This window comes from Mesorhizobium sp. KR1-2 (assembly GCF_040045035.1).
In the GTDB taxonomy this organism is placed as follows: domain Bacteria; phylum Pseudomonadota; class Alphaproteobacteria; order Rhizobiales; family Rhizobiaceae; genus Pseudaminobacter.
In genome coordinates, this window is record NZ_JBDZDS010000007.1 from 128,460 (window position 1) to 144,364 (window position 15,905).

Annotated in this window: 14 protein-coding genes; 8 read left to right on the forward strand and 6 right to left on the reverse strand. The window is 64.7% G+C overall.

What is annotated here, in order from left to right; translation table 11 throughout:
* Positions 1 to 45 precede the first annotated feature (45 nt).
* A complete protein-coding gene (locus ABLE85_RS15470) occupies positions 46 to 978 on the reverse strand; it encodes a LysR family transcriptional regulator (RefSeq protein WP_348793607.1) in 933 nt (310 codons plus the stop codon).
* Between the two features lie 160 nt (positions 979 to 1,138).
* On the opposite strand from ABLE85_RS15470, the gene ABLE85_RS15475 reads away from it, so the two are divergent.
* From ABLE85_RS15475 to ABLE85_RS15490, 4 genes are all read left to right on the forward strand, one after another.
* Complete coding sequence (locus ABLE85_RS15475) at positions 1,139 to 2,155, forward strand: amino acid ABC transporter substrate-binding protein (protein ID WP_348793608.1); 1,017 nt, start codon at positions 1,139 to 1,141, stop codon at positions 2,153 to 2,155.
* A gap of 100 nt (positions 2,156 to 2,255) precedes the next feature.
* A complete protein-coding gene (locus tag ABLE85_RS15480) occupies positions 2,256 to 3,365 on the forward strand; it encodes an ABC transporter permease subunit (RefSeq protein ID WP_348793609.1) in 1,110 nt (369 codons plus the stop codon).
* 2 nt (positions 3,366 to 3,367) lie between these two features.
* Positions 3,368 to 4,426 carry an amino acid ABC transporter permease gene (locus ABLE85_RS15485; protein ID WP_348793610.1) on the forward strand — a complete coding sequence of 353 codons (1,059 nt, stop codon included), beginning with the start codon at positions 3,368 to 3,370 and terminating at the stop codon, positions 4,424 to 4,426.
* A gap of 49 nt (positions 4,427 to 4,475) precedes the next feature.
* Positions 4,476 to 5,486 carry an amidohydrolase family protein gene (locus ABLE85_RS15490; protein WP_348793611.1) on the forward strand — a complete coding sequence of 337 codons (1,011 nt, stop codon included), beginning with the start codon at positions 4,476 to 4,478 and terminating at the stop codon, positions 5,484 to 5,486.
* An 8-nt stretch (positions 5,487 to 5,494) separates the two neighbouring features.
* On the opposite strand, the gene ABLE85_RS15495 is transcribed toward ABLE85_RS15490, so the two are convergent.
* From ABLE85_RS15495 to ABLE85_RS15515, 5 genes are read right to left on the reverse strand one after another with little or no spacing between them, the layout of a single operon-like run.
* Positions 5,495 to 6,787 carry an MmgE/PrpD family protein gene (locus ABLE85_RS15495; RefSeq protein ID WP_348793612.1) on the reverse strand — a complete coding sequence of 431 codons (1,293 nt, stop codon included), beginning with the start codon at positions 6,785 to 6,787 and terminating at the stop codon, positions 5,495 to 5,497.
* Positions 6,788 to 6,809: 22 nt separating this feature from the next.
* The gene (locus ABLE85_RS15500; protein ID WP_348793613.1) at positions 6,810 to 7,907 is read right to left on the reverse strand and encodes a M24 family metallopeptidase; all 1,098 of its coding nucleotides are present in this window, start codon (positions 7,905 to 7,907) and stop codon (positions 6,810 to 6,812) included.
* Positions 7,908 to 7,916: 9 nt separating this feature from the next.
* Positions 7,917 to 9,077, reverse strand: coding sequence for a Xaa-Pro peptidase family protein (locus ABLE85_RS15505; protein ID WP_348793614.1), 1,161 nt, complete (start codon positions 9,075 to 9,077; stop codon positions 7,917 to 7,919).
* A complete protein-coding gene (locus tag ABLE85_RS15510) occupies positions 9,077 to 10,840 on the reverse strand; it encodes a hydantoinase B/oxoprolinase family protein (protein WP_348793615.1) in 1,764 nt (587 codons plus the stop codon). The genes ABLE85_RS15505 and ABLE85_RS15510 overlap by 1 nt, the downstream gene beginning before the upstream one ends.
* Positions 10,837 to 12,909 (reverse strand): hydantoinase/oxoprolinase family protein, encoded by a 2,073-nt coding sequence (locus ABLE85_RS15515; protein WP_348793616.1) that lies wholly within the window; start codon positions 12,907 to 12,909, stop codon positions 10,837 to 10,839. Before ABLE85_RS15515 ends, ABLE85_RS15510 begins: the two co-directional genes overlap by 4 nt.
* Positions 12,910 to 13,214: 305 nt before the next feature.
* Between ABLE85_RS15515 and ABLE85_RS15520 the strand changes: the two genes are divergently transcribed.
* From ABLE85_RS15520 to ABLE85_RS15535, 4 genes are all read left to right on the forward strand, one after another.
* Positions 13,215 to 13,379, forward strand: a complete 165-nt coding sequence (locus ABLE85_RS15520) for an aldehyde dehydrogenase family protein (protein ID WP_348793617.1) — start codon at positions 13,215 to 13,217, stop codon at positions 13,377 to 13,379.
* A gap of 106 nt (positions 13,380 to 13,485) precedes the next feature.
* The gene (locus ABLE85_RS15525) at positions 13,486 to 13,707 is read left to right on the forward strand and encodes a hypothetical protein (protein WP_348793618.1); all 222 of its coding nucleotides are present in this window, start codon (positions 13,486 to 13,488) and stop codon (positions 13,705 to 13,707) included.
* Positions 13,708 to 13,812: 105 nt separating this feature from the next.
* Complete coding sequence (locus ABLE85_RS15530) at positions 13,813 to 14,760, forward strand: LysR family transcriptional regulator (protein WP_348793619.1); 948 nt, start codon at positions 13,813 to 13,815, stop codon at positions 14,758 to 14,760.
* A 128-nt stretch (positions 14,761 to 14,888) separates the two neighbouring features.
* A complete protein-coding gene (locus ABLE85_RS15535) occupies positions 14,889 to 15,866 on the forward strand; it encodes an ABC transporter permease (protein WP_348793620.1) in 978 nt (325 codons plus the stop codon).
* Positions 15,867 to 15,905 lie beyond the last annotated feature (39 nt).

Here is a 15,905-nt window from a genome sequence, read left to right on the forward strand (position 1 = left end):
GCAGGGCAATTCGATGGCGGAGGCGATCCGTTCATTAGCGTCCAGTTACAGAAGCGGCTGCAGATAGTGTTGCTGTCGTCGGCGAAGAAATTCCGCGAAAGTGACGACCGAGGGCGAGACTTGCCTCTTGATGGAAAACATCTGCCTGACCTCCATCATGAGCGGCGGCGCATCGAGATCGAGCATCACGAGTGCACCACTGTCGATCTCCGGGCGAGCGCGCTTACGCAGGCAGCAGTAGAGCCCCACGTCCGCGAGCACCAGCGCGCGTAGGAACTCATATTCGGTTGCCGTCGACACAACCTTCATCTCACGGACCCCGATGCCCGCCAGCATCTGCAAAATGCTCTCGCCAAAGAGCGAGCCTGCCGGCGCGCCGACGAACGGATGATGGTCGAGTTCGGCCGGCGGTATCTTGCGGCGTCCGGCCAGCGGATGATTGCGGGAGGCCACGACGGCAATCTCCTCGTGTCCGATGACCGTTGAACTCAAACCGGGAATGTCCCGGTTGCTCAGATAGAGCCCGATATTGGCGGCGCCGTCCTTGATCATGTCGACGATCTCTTCCTGGCGTCCGACGCGCGTCATCAACTCGATGTCGCGATGGTCTCGTGCGAACTCCGCCACAAGCGGCGGCATGAAGTCCGCAAGCGACCGCTGGCATGCGAAGATGACGCGGCGCTCGGCCTCGGCTCTCGACTGGTCGAGATTGTCCGCCATGCTGTCCACTTCCGCGAGAAGCTGCTTGGCGTGTGTAAGAAAGGTCTTGCCGAGGTCCGTCAGTTCCACGCCGCTGCCGCGGCGGCGCCGGAAGAGCATGCCGCCCGCCTCTACCTCCAGGGCCTGGACATGGTTGCTGACGGACGGCTGCGCCAGCCCCAAGCGGTCGGCGGCCGCACGGAAGCCGCCGCTGTTGACGATCTCAACAAAGACCTCGAGACGCCTCAGCGTTATCCTTCGATGCTTATGTGTGCTCATGGCAGGGCAGGATTGATAGCATATCGCCTATCATCTGAATAGTGTGCAGGGCCGTTGCTATTGCCGAAGCGCACATGGCTTGATAGCCGCATCAGCAAATAGACTGCGTCGGCATTCCTGGGAACGGCCGTCGCAGCATCATTGACGGGGGGGGGTCAAAATGCGTGCGGGAATCTTTGCTTTGGGTGCTGCACTGGTCGTCGCCGGCTCGCTTGGCGCGCAGGCCGGTACACTTGACGACGTCAAACAGCGAGGTTCGGTAGTCTGCGGCGTAGCTCCGAACAATCCGGGCTTTTCCTTCGCCAGCGCCGATGGCGAGAATCGCGGCTTCGACGTCGATTTCTGCAAGGCGCTCGGTGCGGCGATCTTCGGCGATCCGGCCAAGGTCACGCTCAAGGTCGTGCAGCCGCGCGATGCCTTCACCACCCTGACGACCGGAGGCGTGGACGTTCTCACCCATCGCTTCAGCTGGACCTTCAATCGCGACAACGGCGGCGGCATCGAATTCACGCAGCCCGTCTTCTTCGACGGCCAGGCCTTCATGGTGCGAAAGGCCGACGGCATCAAGAGCGTGAAGGAACTCGACGGCGGCACCATCTGCGCAGCCCAGGGCACGACGACCGAACTCAACGTCGCGGACTATTTCCGGGAGCACGGGCTGACGTACAAAATCGCTACGTTCGACGGCACGGACGCAACGCGGCTTGCCTATGACGAAGGCCGCTGCGACGCCTGGACGAACGACCGCGGCTCGTTGGCTTCTCGCGGCCAGGGCCTCAAGAATCCGACGGACCACATCATCCTTCCGGAGAATATTTCGAAGGAAGCGATCAGCCCGATCGTGCGCGACAATGATCCGCAATGGTCGCATCTGGTGAAATGGGTGGTCTTCTCGACCATTGCAGCCGAGGAGCGGGGCATTAACTCGGCGAACGTGGACGAGATCCGGGCGGCGTCGACTGATCCAGAGATCAAGCGGCTGCTCGGAGTCGGAGATGATCTCGGCCAGAAGATCGGCCTGTCGCCGGAATGGGCCTACAACGTCATCAAGCAGGTCGGCAACTACGGCGAGATTTTCGAACGCAACCTGGGCACCGAGACGCCGCTGGGGCTGGAGCGTGGCCTGAATGCACTGTGGACGAATGGCGGGGTGATGATGGCGCCGCCCTTCCGTTGACACCGGGCATGGCCCTGGCAAGGAAGACGTCGCGTTGAAGCCTCCGCCACCCCCCTCTCTACTGACCAGAATGCGGCTCACGGAGCCGCATTCTTTTCTTGTGCAGGTAGGCCTCATTGCGGCGGTGGCGATCTTCGTCGCCTTCATCGTCGCCAACTTGAGCGCAAATCTCGAACGGCTCAACATAGCGGTCGGATTTGGCTTCCTTCAGCGGACGGCCGGCTTCGACATCGCGCAGAGCCTCATTCCCTATCCCCCGTCAGCCACCTATTTGCGCGCGTTCCTGGCCGCTTTCGCGAATACCGTGCTGCTTGCGGTCGTTTCCATCTCGGCTGCGACGGTGCTCGGCCTGTTTATCGCGCTTGCGCGGATGTCGACCAACCCGCTGCTGTCGCTGGTGGCGCTCGGCTACATCGAGGCGGTTCGCAACATCCCGCTGCTGCTGCAGCTCTTCTTCTGGTATTTCTCCGTGCTCGGGCCGTTGCCCCTGCCGCGCCAGAGCTTCGACCTGTTCGGACTGGTCTTTCTCAACAAGCGCGGCCTGTCATTGCCGGCTCCGGTCGCCGGGCCCGGGTTTTCGGTCTTCCTTTTCGTCGCCGCAGCGGCCCTGCTGGCTGCGTGGTTCCTTTTCCGGCGCGCGAGGCTCAATCGAATCCGCAGCGGCAGGTCGTCGATCGCCCTGCTGGCGACGGCGATCGCCTGCATTGCCGTGCCGCTGCTTCATGTTCTGCTCGGCAGTCCCGTTTCCTGGGAGATCCCGGAACTGCGCGGCCTCAATCTCGCCGGCGGGGTGGTGGTCATTCCCGAATTCGTCGCAATGGCCATCGGCATGACCGTCTATGGCTCGGCCTTCATCGCCGAGCTGATCAGGGGCGGCGTGATGACGGTCGGCAAGGGCCAGACCGAGGCCGGCATGGCGCTCGGTCTTTCACGCGCCAGGATCTACAGCAAGATCATCATCCCGCAGGTCTTTCGCGCGATCGTTCCCCCGCTGACCGGCCAGTACATCACGCTGCTCAAAAACTCGTCGCTTGCCGCTGCGATCGGCTATCCCGATCTCATGCTCATCGTCGCGGGCACGACGCTGAACCAGACCGGCCAGCCCGTGGAGGTGATGGCCATCGCCATGGCGAGTTACCTCCTGCTCAACGTGCTGATCTCGCTCGGCGGCAATGTCGTCAACAAGCGCATGCAACTGGTGGAGCGGTAGGCATGCGCGGGCTCATTTCCTTTCTACGACAGTGCGTCTCGACGCCGCTCAACATCGCAATCTCGCTGGCCATCTGCCTGTGGCTGGGTCTGAACCTGGCCGAACTGACTCGCTGGGCCATCATCGATGCAGTCTGGTCCGGTGCTTCGCCGCAAGCTTGCGCCGGCGTGGATGCTGCGTGCTGGCTGTTTATCAAGGAACGCTTCGGACAGATCCTCTATGGCACCTACCCGCGCGAGGAACTCTGGCGCGTCGTCCTGTGCGGTATTGCGGGCCTCGGACTTCTCGTCGTCTTTTCGCTGCCGTGGCGGCGGGGCAAGCTGCTTGCAGTACTGGCGACCCTGATTGTCTTCCCGGTCTTTGCGGGCATCATGCTTCGCGGCGGCATCTTCGGCCTGACCGTCGTGCCGACGACGCGGTGGGGCGGCATGCTCCTCACGGTCGTGATCGCAGCCTGGACGATCGCCACCACGCTGCCGCTCGGCCTTGCGGTGGCGCTTGCGCGACGCTCGAAGCTGCCGGTCGTGGCGGCCTTCGCCGCATGCTACATCGACCTCATGCGGGGCCTCCCGCTCGTCGGCATCCTGTTCATTGCGATCGTGCTGTTCCCGCTGTTCGTTCCGCCGGGGATGGACATCGACGCGCTCGTGCGCACCCTGATCGCCTTCGCCCTCTTCAACGCCGCCAACATGGCCGAGGTCATCCGCGGCGGCATCCAGGCCGTGCCGAGGGGACAGTACGAGGCGGCCATGGCGCTCGGTCTCCGCCACTGGCAGGCCATGGCGCTGACAATCATCCCGCAGGCGGTTCGGGCGGCGATGCCCGGCATCGTCAATGTCAGCGTCGCCATCATCAAGGAAACCACGATTGTCCTCATCGCGGGAATGTTCGACTTCCTGGGCGTTCTGCACAGCGGTCTGATAGACCCCGCCTGGATCATCGGCGACCAGGTTCGCGAGACGGCCTACTTCTTCGCCGGCGTCGTGTTCTTCGTCGTCTGCTTCGGCCTGTCCCGATACAGCGCCCGGATCGAACGCAAGTTGGACGTGGGACGGCAATGAAACTTCAGACGCCCGTCCCGACAGAGTTCTAGCCGAAGGACAGCATCCCATGCGCATTCTGGATTCGCATTTCCACTACTGGCCGAAGTCCTTCTTTGAGACGCTCTGCGCCCGTGAGAGCTATCCGCGAGCTTTCCGCAACGAGGACGGCGGCTACGACTACCGGCGCAAGGAGGGCGCGATCGGCCTTCTCAATCTCGAGCCGGAGTGGTTCGATCTCGACCGGGAACTGGCCTATATGGATTCGCTCGGCCATCAGGTCGACGTCATCGGCTCGATCGGGCCGCTGTCAATCCATTTTTCGGACGTCCCGCCGGAGCAGGGCATCGCGGATGCCAGGCAATGGAACGAGGCGATGGCCGCCGCGCAGCGCAGTCATGCCGGGCGCTTCTGGGGGACGGCCGCGGTTCCGCTGACGGACACCGGGGCCGCGATCGAAACCCTCGATCATGCGATCGGCGAACTCGGCCTTGTGGGTGTCAATGTACCAGGCAGCATCGGCAGCGATCCGCATATCGACGCCGAACGGCTCGAGCCCTTCTATGCCCGCGTCGCCAAGCTTGGCGTTCCGATGTTCATCCACCCGACGGATGCTATCTTTCACGACATGCTCGAGGGCTACAACGGGGCGCTGCACCTGACGCTGGGACGGGTGATGGAGGTCAGCGCCGCGGCCATGCGCCTGGTCTTCTCGGGCGTCCTCGAACGGCATCCCAGCCTCAAGGTCATCATGTCACACACCGGTGGCGCCTTGCCTTATCAGGCGGGACGCATCGACAAGAACGGTAAGCGCGCCGGCCTGCCGAAGCCGCCGAGCACCTACATCAAGAGCATGTATACCGACACGGTTTCACCGCACGCGCTCGGGATGAAATTCGCGATCGAATATTACGGGATCGACCACGTGATGTACGGCACCGACTATCCCTGCTGGGACCCGTCCGCCGCCCTCGGGCTTCTCGAGGAACTCGGCCTGTCGCAGGCCGACAAGGACAAGCTGTTCTATGGCAACGCGGCAAAGCTCTTTGGGCTGGCAGATCCCACCACGTCAGCTGCGTGAAAGGCCGCCTACGCCTCGCGCAGCGAACCGACCATGGCCTGCCACAGCGCGGTGCGACGAGCATGCCGGTCGGGAGCCGCGGGCGCCAACTGCGCGCGGCAAATCTCCTGGTGAGCCTGGGGCACCATCCGGGCCAGCTTCTCCCTAATGATCGGCTCGGCCATGTCGGGATCGTCTCCCGGCGTAAACAGGCACGTCTCCTCGATCGTCCGGCCACGTGATGTCACGCGCACCCTGGCGGCCCAGACGTCGGGCAACAGTGCGTCAAGATCCGGGGCAGCGGCGACCGTGACGCGGCTGGCGAAGGCGGCGATTTCCGGATCGGGAACGCCGAGCCGGGCGACGTCGTAGAGCAATCCGGGCCTGATGGCGGCGGCCGCGATCTGAATGCCCATATTGGCAATCGTACCGAGCCGGTCGCCCTCCGGCACTGGCCGCGCGACCATCGCCGCATTGATCGTCGGCACGCCGACCTCGACGCGGTCGATTGCCTCAGGCGCAATGCCGTCGCGCTGGAGCACCACCCGGAGAGCGTGAAGCGCGTTGACCGTCTGCCGGGCGGCGACGAATGGCTTGAAACCGGCCGTCTGGATCGCATCCGGCAAGGAGCCGGCCGTGATCGCCTCCGGCCGAACGGCGACCCTCGGCGCGACCGCGGCAAGCCAGTCCTCCGACACCAGGCCCGGATCGCCGCGAAAGCCGGCGGCCGCCGCGGTTGCCGCGTTGCAGCCCCGTGCCACCGCCTCGCCGAACACCAGCCAGCGGCCAGAGGGCGCAGCAGTCACGCGCCCGATGCGGCCGCTGATGCCCGCCGCTGCCAGCGACAGCGCGGACGCCGTCTTTTCAGCGTCGAGCCCAAGGCAGGCGGATGCAGTTGCGGCGGCCATCAGCGGGGCTGCGAAATAGGTCGGCCAGATGCCCGTCGCAAGCGCGGCGGCGCCGCCAATCGCCAGCCCCAATCTGATACCGACGCCGTAGCCGGCCGCAATCGCGCGCGCGCCGCGATCCGCGTCGCCGGCAAGGGCGAGCGCGACCGGCACGACGGCTGCCGCCGGCGTGATGCAGGACGCGACATGGATGTCGTCGCTCTCCGTGTGACGTATGATCGAGGCAATGGCGGCTGCCTGCCGCCCAGGATCATCTCCGGCAAAGAACCGCGCGAGCGCGGCACCTTCGAGAGTCCGGAGCCCTGCGAAGAAGGCGACCGCCGCATCGGCGACGTGGAGGTCGACTGCTCGAAGAGTCGCGTCGGGGAGAGCGGCGTCGACGGTAAGTTCTTCCGCCCATTGCTTCAGGATCATACGAACCTCCGTCACAACAGGCTCATCCGAACGGAACGGCGCCGCCAGCACGAACCTCGACCAGCGCCGAGGCGAGGCTCGGCCTGCCTGGCCCGCCGGCGAAGACGTGGAAGGACAGCAGTGTCCCCTCCGTCAGCACGTCATCCGACGAGTGAGCGATGACCGGCCAGCCGTTCAGCTCGATGCCGATCCCCCTGCCCAAGCCATAGGCAAGCGCGCATCGCCTAGCCTCTTCCGGCAAAGCGTCCAGGCCAGCCTCGGCCACGGCGCCGGCCGTCACACCCGGCTGCGCAACCGCTGTCATCGCGGCGACCGCCTTGCGGGAATTGTCTCCCTCGGCGGACGAGAGGCCGGCAGCCTGATCCGCCCAGTAGCCTTGATAGCGGGTGGCCACCCAGAGCAGGAGTGGCTCGCGGCGTTCGTCTGAGGGTTGCTCCAGCGGCCGCAACTCGTCGGCGCCGATATTGGCGAGCGCGCGATAATCCCAGGCACCTTCGAGCCGCGCCACGCGCTCGGCTTCGATCACGGCCGCGGCGTTCGATGCGCCTTCGGCAAAAACGCGTTCGGCAGCGGCGACTGCCTTGGCCGTGATGCTGCGGGCGCGCGCCATCGCGGTGCGCTCGCGCGGCCGCATACGACGCCTGATGTCGGCCAGCTTTGCGTTGAAGTCATGCAACTCGTAACGGGCGAGCGCCTCGATCAGATCGTGATAGGGCCGTGCGGCCAGAACCTGCAGCCCAGCCGTCCCCACGCGGCCGCCGGTCACGCCGCGCTCATGCAGAGCCTTGCGCACCGCCTCGCCGACGAGCGCGCCGCGGTAGGAGACGTCCTGCATCCAAGTCAGTTCGCGCAGGAAAAAGCTCTCGCGGCTGCCGCTGACGGTGAAGATCGACGGTTCGCCTTCGAGCGTCAGCACCATCGTGCCGTCGACATTGCCGCCGACCAGGTAGAGCAGTGCCGCGTCCTCGTACATGTTGCCTGACACGACGAGCGCCTCGAGGCCCGCCGCCCGCATCGCCGTGCGGATGGTGCCGATGCGCTCGTGGAACTCGTCCCAGGGCAACAGCGCGCGATCCCAGAAGGTGAGACCGCGCTTGATGGAGGGTTCCATTGACAGCATTGCCAGGCCTCACGCAGGGATGGTTTCGAGCCGACCCATGCGGCTGGTCAGCGGGACGGCGCCATCGTCGGTGATGATCACAGGTTCGCCGCACATGATGTAGCCCGTCTCGGGCAGGTACTGGTTCGGGTGCAGCACGAAGACCATTCCCTTCAGGAGAACTTCGTCGCTGTCGATGGCGATCTCCGGATCCATCGAGCCGAGAGCCATGCTGTGGCCGCGGGTGCGCATGTAGGGCGGCTTGGTGTAGGGCTCGTAGCCGGCGGCGACGATGGGCGCGTTCATCACCTCGACAATGTCGCGCGCCGCGACGCCCGGCTTGGCCGCCGCCATCGCGCTGCGCAGGGCGCCGTCGAGCAGATCGAAGGCTGCAAGCTGCGTCTGCGTAGGGTCGCCGATCACGGCGGTGCGGCAGATCTGCACATATTCACCATCGACGGAGGGCGTGATCTCCCCGAGCAGGACGTCGCCGGCGGCGAGCAGCCGCTCGCTGGTCCGGTGCGCGGCCCGATTGTGCTGCGAAGCGGAGAGGAGCTGGAAATTGTCTTCGGCGCCAAGGCCGCGCATATATGCCTCGGACTCCGCAGCCAGCACATATTCGGGCATGCCGGGACGTGCCGTCTCCAGGATGAAGCGATAGCCCGCTTCGGCGATGGCTGCGCCTTTCCTGACGCAGGCGAGCGACCATTCATCGCGGATGCGGGAAAGATCGCTGACCAGCTTATCGCCCAGCTCCGGATTGCGCAGCATGACGGGCCAGGCCTCGCTGATCAGGCGCGGCTGGACGCCGCCGGCGACGGCAATGCGCCCGCGGCGCATGCCGAGCCGGTCGAGCGCGGCCTGTACTGCCGGCAGGAAATCTGCCGGCTCCACCGCCACAAGATCCGGGAGCCCGATCTGCTCCTGCGCCCGGCCCGCATCCCAGGTCGGGGCGACGATGACCGCCGGATCGCCCTCCGCCGGCAGCAGCACGGCCATGTGCGGCCCGAGTTGCCGAAAGCCCGCGAGGTACCAGGCAGGATTCGAAGCCAGGAATGAGTGGCGGCCGTTGCCGTAGGCGACGAGCCCGTCCAGCCCCTTCGCTCTCAGGGTTTCCTGGACGGCCCGCCGCCGCCTGTCCAGGCATTCGGCCTTGAGCGCAAGAGGAAGAGGCGGAAGCTGATCGACCATCAGGATGCCTTCTGCAGTCCCATCTCCGCGCGCAGCGCGGCGGTGGCGGCCATGTCGACGGCCTTGCCGTTGTACGTCAGGACGACGCCATAGTCGTCGCGCGCCTTGCCGACAGAGATGTAGCCCTCGACGACGTCATACAGCACGCGCTCGACATCGCGCTCCAGAGGGTTGCCCCAACCGCCGCCGCCTGACGTGCGGTAGACGACCTCGGTTCCGGCCACGCCGAACACGCGTGGCACCAGGGAGAGTTCTTCGCCGTCCTGGCCAGGCGTGCGGATGAGCGTATGGCCGAGCACGCCAGGCTTGCCTCCGCGCAGCCCCCACGGGGCGCAGCTTGAACGGTGGCCCGGAGGGCCGGCGTTCCAGCGGCTGTCGACCAGCGACTTGATCGTGGTCTGCGCGCCGAGGCCGCCGCGGAACTTGCCGGAGCCGGCCGAGTCCTGCCAGATCGCGCGTTCCAGCACGACGAGCGGTGCCTTCAGCTCCATGGTTTCGATCGGCGTGTTGCGCACGTCGCCCTGACAGACCGACATCGAGACGTCCTCGCCGTCGCGGTCCGGCCAGCCGCCCCAGCCGCCGGCCTCGATGCTCTGTGCGACAAAGCCCGTCTTGCGGCCGGGATCGAAGCCGGAGAGCGCGAAGGGCGCACCGAGCGAGCCGCTGTGCGCGGCCGGAATGCGGCCCGGCAGTGCTTCGGCGAAGGCCCGCCAGACCGTATCGACCACCGTGGGCAGCGACGAGCCCCAGCTCGCCATGAAGGCGGGGAACTTCGCCATCATCATGTTGCCTTCCGGCAGCACCACCTTCAGCGCGCCGAAGGCCCCCTCGTTCAGCGGCTCCATCGGCGCCGTCAGCGCCTTGTAGGCGATGTAGGCCCCGGCATAGGTACGGCTGTTGATGCCGGCGTTCTCGCGCTGCGGCGAGCAGCCGGACAGGTCGATCTCCATGTCGGAGCCCGAGACGGTCACCTTGACCTTGATCTGGTAGGGTGGCGTCCCGCGGGCGGCGTCAACGGTTGCCTCCGCCTCGTAGACGCCATCGGGAATCTCGGCGACCGCGGCACGGCATTTCGCTTCCGTTTCGGCATAGATGGTGCGGATCGCACCGAGCACCGTCTCGACGCCATAGCGATCGAGCAGCTCGCAGAAGCGCGATCCGCCGAGACGGCAGGCGGCAAGCTGCGCGCGCAAATCGCCCATTGCCGCCTCCGGATAGCGGATGTTGTCCCGGATAAGTTTCAGGCACTTGGCGTCGGGCTCGCCCTTTTCGTAGATCTTGAGCTGGTCGACCTGCAGGCCCTCGCTCCACGGGTCGTAGGCGCCGGTGCCGCCGAAACCGGTGGAGAGCCCGCCGACATCCGCCCAATGAGCACGGACGACCGCGAAGGCGACCAGGGTATCTTCGTGGAAGACGGGCGTGTAGATCACGACGTTGTTGAGATGCTGTCCGGCCACCGCCTGGTGGTTGTGCATGATCACATCGCCGGGAAAGAACCCGTCGCGCCCGAAGCGCTCGACGCCGTCCCGGACGACCACGCCAAGGTCTGCGACGAAATGCGAGACGCCGCCGATGTTCTGCGAGATGAGCGCCCCGTCCACGTCGAGCAGCGCCGTGCAATAGTCGCGGATCTCGTAGATCATCATGTTGTAGGAAGTGCGCTGCAGATCGTAGCTCATCTCGTCGGAGATGGCCGGCAACGCATTGCGGAGGACTTCGAGCGTGACGGGGTCGAGCTTCACGCTATTGGCTGGTGCGTTCATGGCTGCATCACGTCCACAATGATTTCTCCCGTATCGGCGATCGTCACCCGGTCGCCTTCGAACAGCAGCGTCGTCGAGGCATATTCCTCGATCACGCAAGGCCCGCGCAGCGTCATGCCCGGCTCGAGCAGGTCGCGCCGGTAGACCGGGCAGTCGACTGGTCGCGAGGCGTCGGCAAGGAAGATGGGCCGCGTGCCGATCTGTGCGTCGGACACGGTCCGGCCCAGTCGCGGGAAGCCGATCTTGGCGCGTTCGCCGCGGCTGGTCAGACGCAGGTTGACGAGTTCGATCCCTTCTTCTGGCGCCGAATGTCCGAAACGCCGCTGGTGGGTTTCGTTGAACCGGTCGGCAATGGCCGCGCCGTCACCGCTCGTCAGCTCCTCTTCGAACACGGGGATCTGCAGGTGGAATTCCTGGCCCGTATAACGAAGGTCCATGAAATATTCGAAGCTGCGCTGGGCAGGCTCGACGCCGGCTTCGGCGAGCGCAACGGCGCCGGCTTCGCCAAGCTCCGTGTAGATTGCGCGGATGGCCGCGAAATCGGAGTCGGCAAGAGGCCGATAGTAGGTGCGCACGAAGTCGTGGCGGACATCGCTCATGAGCATGCCGAGCGCGGAGAAATGCGCCGGCAGATTGGGGATGATCACCTTCGGAATGCCGAGGTCGCGGGCGATCTCGATGACATGCGGAGGTCCGCCGCCGCCCATGGCGACGAGCGCGAAATCACGCGGGTCGTATCCACGCTGGACCGACACGCCACGGACCGCCAGCGCCATCTTGGCGACCGCGATCCTGATGATGCCGTGCGCGACCTCCGTGACACCCATTCCGAGCGACAGGCACAGGCGTTCGGCAATGCCCCGGCGCGCTGCCTCCTCGTCCAGCGGCATGTCACCGCCCAGGAAGCTTTTCGCGCCAATGCGCCCGAGCACCACATTCGCATCTGTGACGGTGGGTTCGGTGCCGCCGCGGCCATAGGAGATTGGGCCCGGCGCCGACCCGGCGCTCTGGGGGCCGAGCTTCAGCGCGCCGACCTCGTCGATCCACGCGATGCTGCCTCCGCCGGCGCCGACCTCGACGATGTCGACAACCGGGAACATCACCGGGTGGCCGCTGGCATAGCTGCCGATGTGATAGCCTTGCGCAACGGAGACCACGCCCTTCTGGATCAGGCTGGTCTTGGCGGTTGTGCCGCCCATGTCGAAGGTGATCAGGTCGTCGATGCCGAGCCTGCGCCCGATCTCGGCGGCGGCGATCACGCCACCCACCGGCCCGGACTCCATCATCGCGACGGGCAGCTTCTTGGCCTGGCCCGGCGACATCACGCCGCCGCTCGACTGCATCACCAGGAAGCGACCTCCAAAGCCGTCCTCATCGAGGCGCTGCTCGATGCGCGCAACATATTCGCTGGTCTTGGGGCCAACATAGGCGTTCATCACCGTCGTCGACGTGCGCTCGTATTCGCGATATTCGCGCACGATCTCGTGCGACAGCGAGACGTAGACACCCGGAAGCAGGCGGCGCAGGATGTTGCCGGCCTCGATCTCGTGTCTCGGATCGACGTAGGAATGCAGGAAGCAGACGGCGACGGATTCGGCGCCGGTCTCGCGGATCTTCTCCGCTACGGCCTCGACCTCGGCCGGATCGAGCGGCGACAGCACCTCTCCGGAAGCCGATAGGCGTTCGTTGACCTCGAACGTCGAGGACCGGGCGGCCAGCGGCTCGGGGCGCCGGAACGAGAAGTTGTAGGCTTCCGGACGGTTCTGCCGCCCGATCTTGTAGACGTCGCGCGTGCCCTTGCTGACGACGAGAGCGGTCTTGGCGCCCTTTTCCTCGATCGCGATATTGATGGCGATCGTGGAGCCATGAACGAGCGTCTCGATATCGGGATGTTCGATACTGGCCTTGTGCAGGCAGTCCCACACGCCCTGGGAAAGCTCGTGATGTGTCGTCAATGACTTGGACTGAAAGACCTTGCTTGTCCGGGGATCAAAGGCCACCAGATCTGTAAAGGTTCCACCAATATCGACGGCGACACTCAAGCATCCGCCCAGATTGCCCTTGTTCAAAAGTCGGTCTCCCGTAGCGCCGTATGCGAAAGACCGTCGGGCCCACTTCGAGAAGGGCCGACAGTCGCGTACGATCTATAGAAAACCAGCCACCCATGAAAGCAATCGGATGGGGGTGGTCGAAAGTGATAGGTTTTTTGCTATCTAGCTATCTCGTCTTTGGCAGGTTTGGGGCCTTCGCCGCTGCTCATCCTAAGCCTTGAGAGTTTCGGATGACTTTTGCGATTTGACTTCTTGAGCATACTTCCCGCCGGCCCTCTGGCGATCCTCGACGCTGTTTGCCTCATGGACGACAGTTCCTCGACATGCTCAAGGCGAAGCCGGAGGCCGTTCGCGTTGGCGGACCTCTGGACCTGGTACCCGAGGTCGGCCCACTCGCCACGAGGCGCCAGCGCGACCGTGACGTGTCTCTGGCCGAGCGCTCCATCGCGGCCGGCGCCAAGCTGCTGACGGACGGCCGGGCATCATGAGGACTCCGACATAGCGCATGCGCGACACGCTGATGCTGGCCGCGCGCGGGTTCTCGCACTTCTACCGCCTCGCCATGGGCGGGGTCACAGGCCCGCAGAAGATCGCATGTTCGAGCCGATTGCCTTGCCCTATCTCTCGGCCATCCCCTTGCTCGGGTCGATCCTGTTCAATCACACGGCGCTACTCTACGGGGTCATGCTGCTGGTCCCGGTGGCCGGCTTCGTGCTCTACCGCACCAAGCTCGGCCCGCGGCTGCGGGCCGTCCTGACTACCGACCTGTCATTTGTGGCAGCCTCGGGAGCGAACCATTTGCGACCGAGCCAATGACACCATCCGTGCTGGTTTGGTGCTCCTCGATGCACTAACATTCAGATTGGTGCTGTCGGTGGGGAACAAGCCAGCACCATCGACAACGGCGTGGGGGGCGAACAGGTGGATATCCGCAATTTTGCCGGCTTCGTTGCAGCGGCGGAATTCATGAACCTGACCCTTGCGGCCAGACGTCTCAACATCACTCAATCAGCTCTTTCACGCCAGATACAGGCGCTCGAAGCCTATCTCGGCGTGCCTCTGTTCGAGAAGGTGGGACGCAACGTCCGGCTGACATCGCGTGGCGAGGCCCTGTTTGCCAAGGTCAATGACGTGCTGCTCGCCGACCGCAGCCTGCGCATGCTGGCCGGTGACCTCGGGCGCGGCGAATCGGGAATGCTCAAGGTCGGGGCGTGTTCGCAGTTGATCGAGCGCTATTTTCCAGGCTTCCTGAAATCCTGGCGCCAACGCCACCCCGGCATCGACGTGCGGATCGAGGATGGTGGCGGCGCAGAACTCGCCGGCCGGCTACGTAGCGGCGCGGTACATCTGACCATTAGCGCGCGCCCTTCGGCACCGATCGATCCGTTCGAAACGTTATTCCTGGGCAAGCTCGGCTTCATGGCGCTGGCGACCGACGAATTCCTGGAAGGCCCCGGCGCGCCGATCGAGATCGCCGACGTACTGCAATATCCAGTGCTTACGCAGCACAAACGCCATGCCTCGCGGGAGGTCTTCGACGCAGCTTGCAGGCTCGTGGGCGCCGTGCCCTCCATTGTCCTGGAAAGCTACTCGCCGCATACATTGTTTGCGATGGCGGCAGGCGGCAACGGCGTCGCCATCGTACCCTCCTCGGCGCGCTCGTTCCCTGAGGGGCTGATCCGCAAGCCGGTAACGCTGCGTGGGGAGCTGCTCGAATTCGATATCTGCGCCATGTGGGGCAATTCCGAGCCGCTTCCAGCCTATGGCCGGCGCTTCATCGACGAACTGCGCGCCCACATCCAGACCGAAAACGAACGCGAGCAGGCCAAACAGCCGGAAGAGGCTCGTAAGCGTCTAGAGGCAGTCTGACAATACATTCCATTCTCGCATAGATTTGGAGAAGTATTATTCATTGGACGGATGGGTTTGGCGGCATCTACCTTCCATTCTTGTCTCGAATGCCGATGATGGCGTGCTCGTCAAACGGATTGGAAGGCATGCACAGAATTGGCTGGAACGGCCTTAGCCAGGAACGTATCGTTCTCATCCTCGCGGCGGTCCTGTTTGCGGCCGCCGCCGTCTCCCTTCCCGGCTTTCTGGCGCCTGACAACCTGATCGCCATCGTGCGATCTGTGTCGGTCCTCGGCATCCTGGCATTCGGCATGGCTATCGTAATCATCGGGCGCGGCATCGATCTGTCGATGGTCGCCATCATGGCGATGTCGGTCGCGTGGTACCTGCAGATGATCAATGGTGGCATTGGCGGCGGATCTGCATTCGCCTTCGCCCTGGCTGGCGTCATCACCATCGGCCTGCTGAACGGCGTGTTGGTCGCCTATGCGGACGTGCCAGCAATTTTCGTGACCCTGGCCACCGGCTCATTCGTTTTCGGCTACGTGCGTTCCCAGCTCATCACCCAGGATGCCGTGGCGGTTCCGCCGGGACACTGGGTGGAACTGTTTGGCGGCGTACGCTACTTCGACATCCCCGTCGAGGTGTTCATCTTCGCGGCGCTCGCCATCCTGACATCCCTGTTCCTGCGCTACACGAAATGGGGACACTACGTCTATTTTGCGGGTGACAATCCGTTGGCGGCACGCAATCTCGGCATGCCGGTGCGACCGATGCTGGTGCTGCGCTATGTGCTGTCAGCGCTGATCGCCTTCGTGGCCGGGCTGCTGACGGCAGCGAGCCTGCATTCGATCAATACCCGCGTCGTTAATTCGACGCTGCTCTACGACATCGTCCTGGTTGCCGTCATCGGTGGCATCGGCCTGTCGGGCGGGCGCGGCGGAGTGCGCAACGTGCTGGTCGGCGCCGCGCTGATAGGCATCCTGCTCAACGCGATGACCATAATCGATATCCCGACGCTCTACCAGAACCTGATCAAGGCAGCGATCCTGCTCAGCGCGATCGTCATGGACGGCATCATCAACCCGCGCGACGAGCAGACGGCCCAGCAGGGTGACATCTGATGCCCAACGACAGCGGCCAATTCCACGGGCGCAACGCAA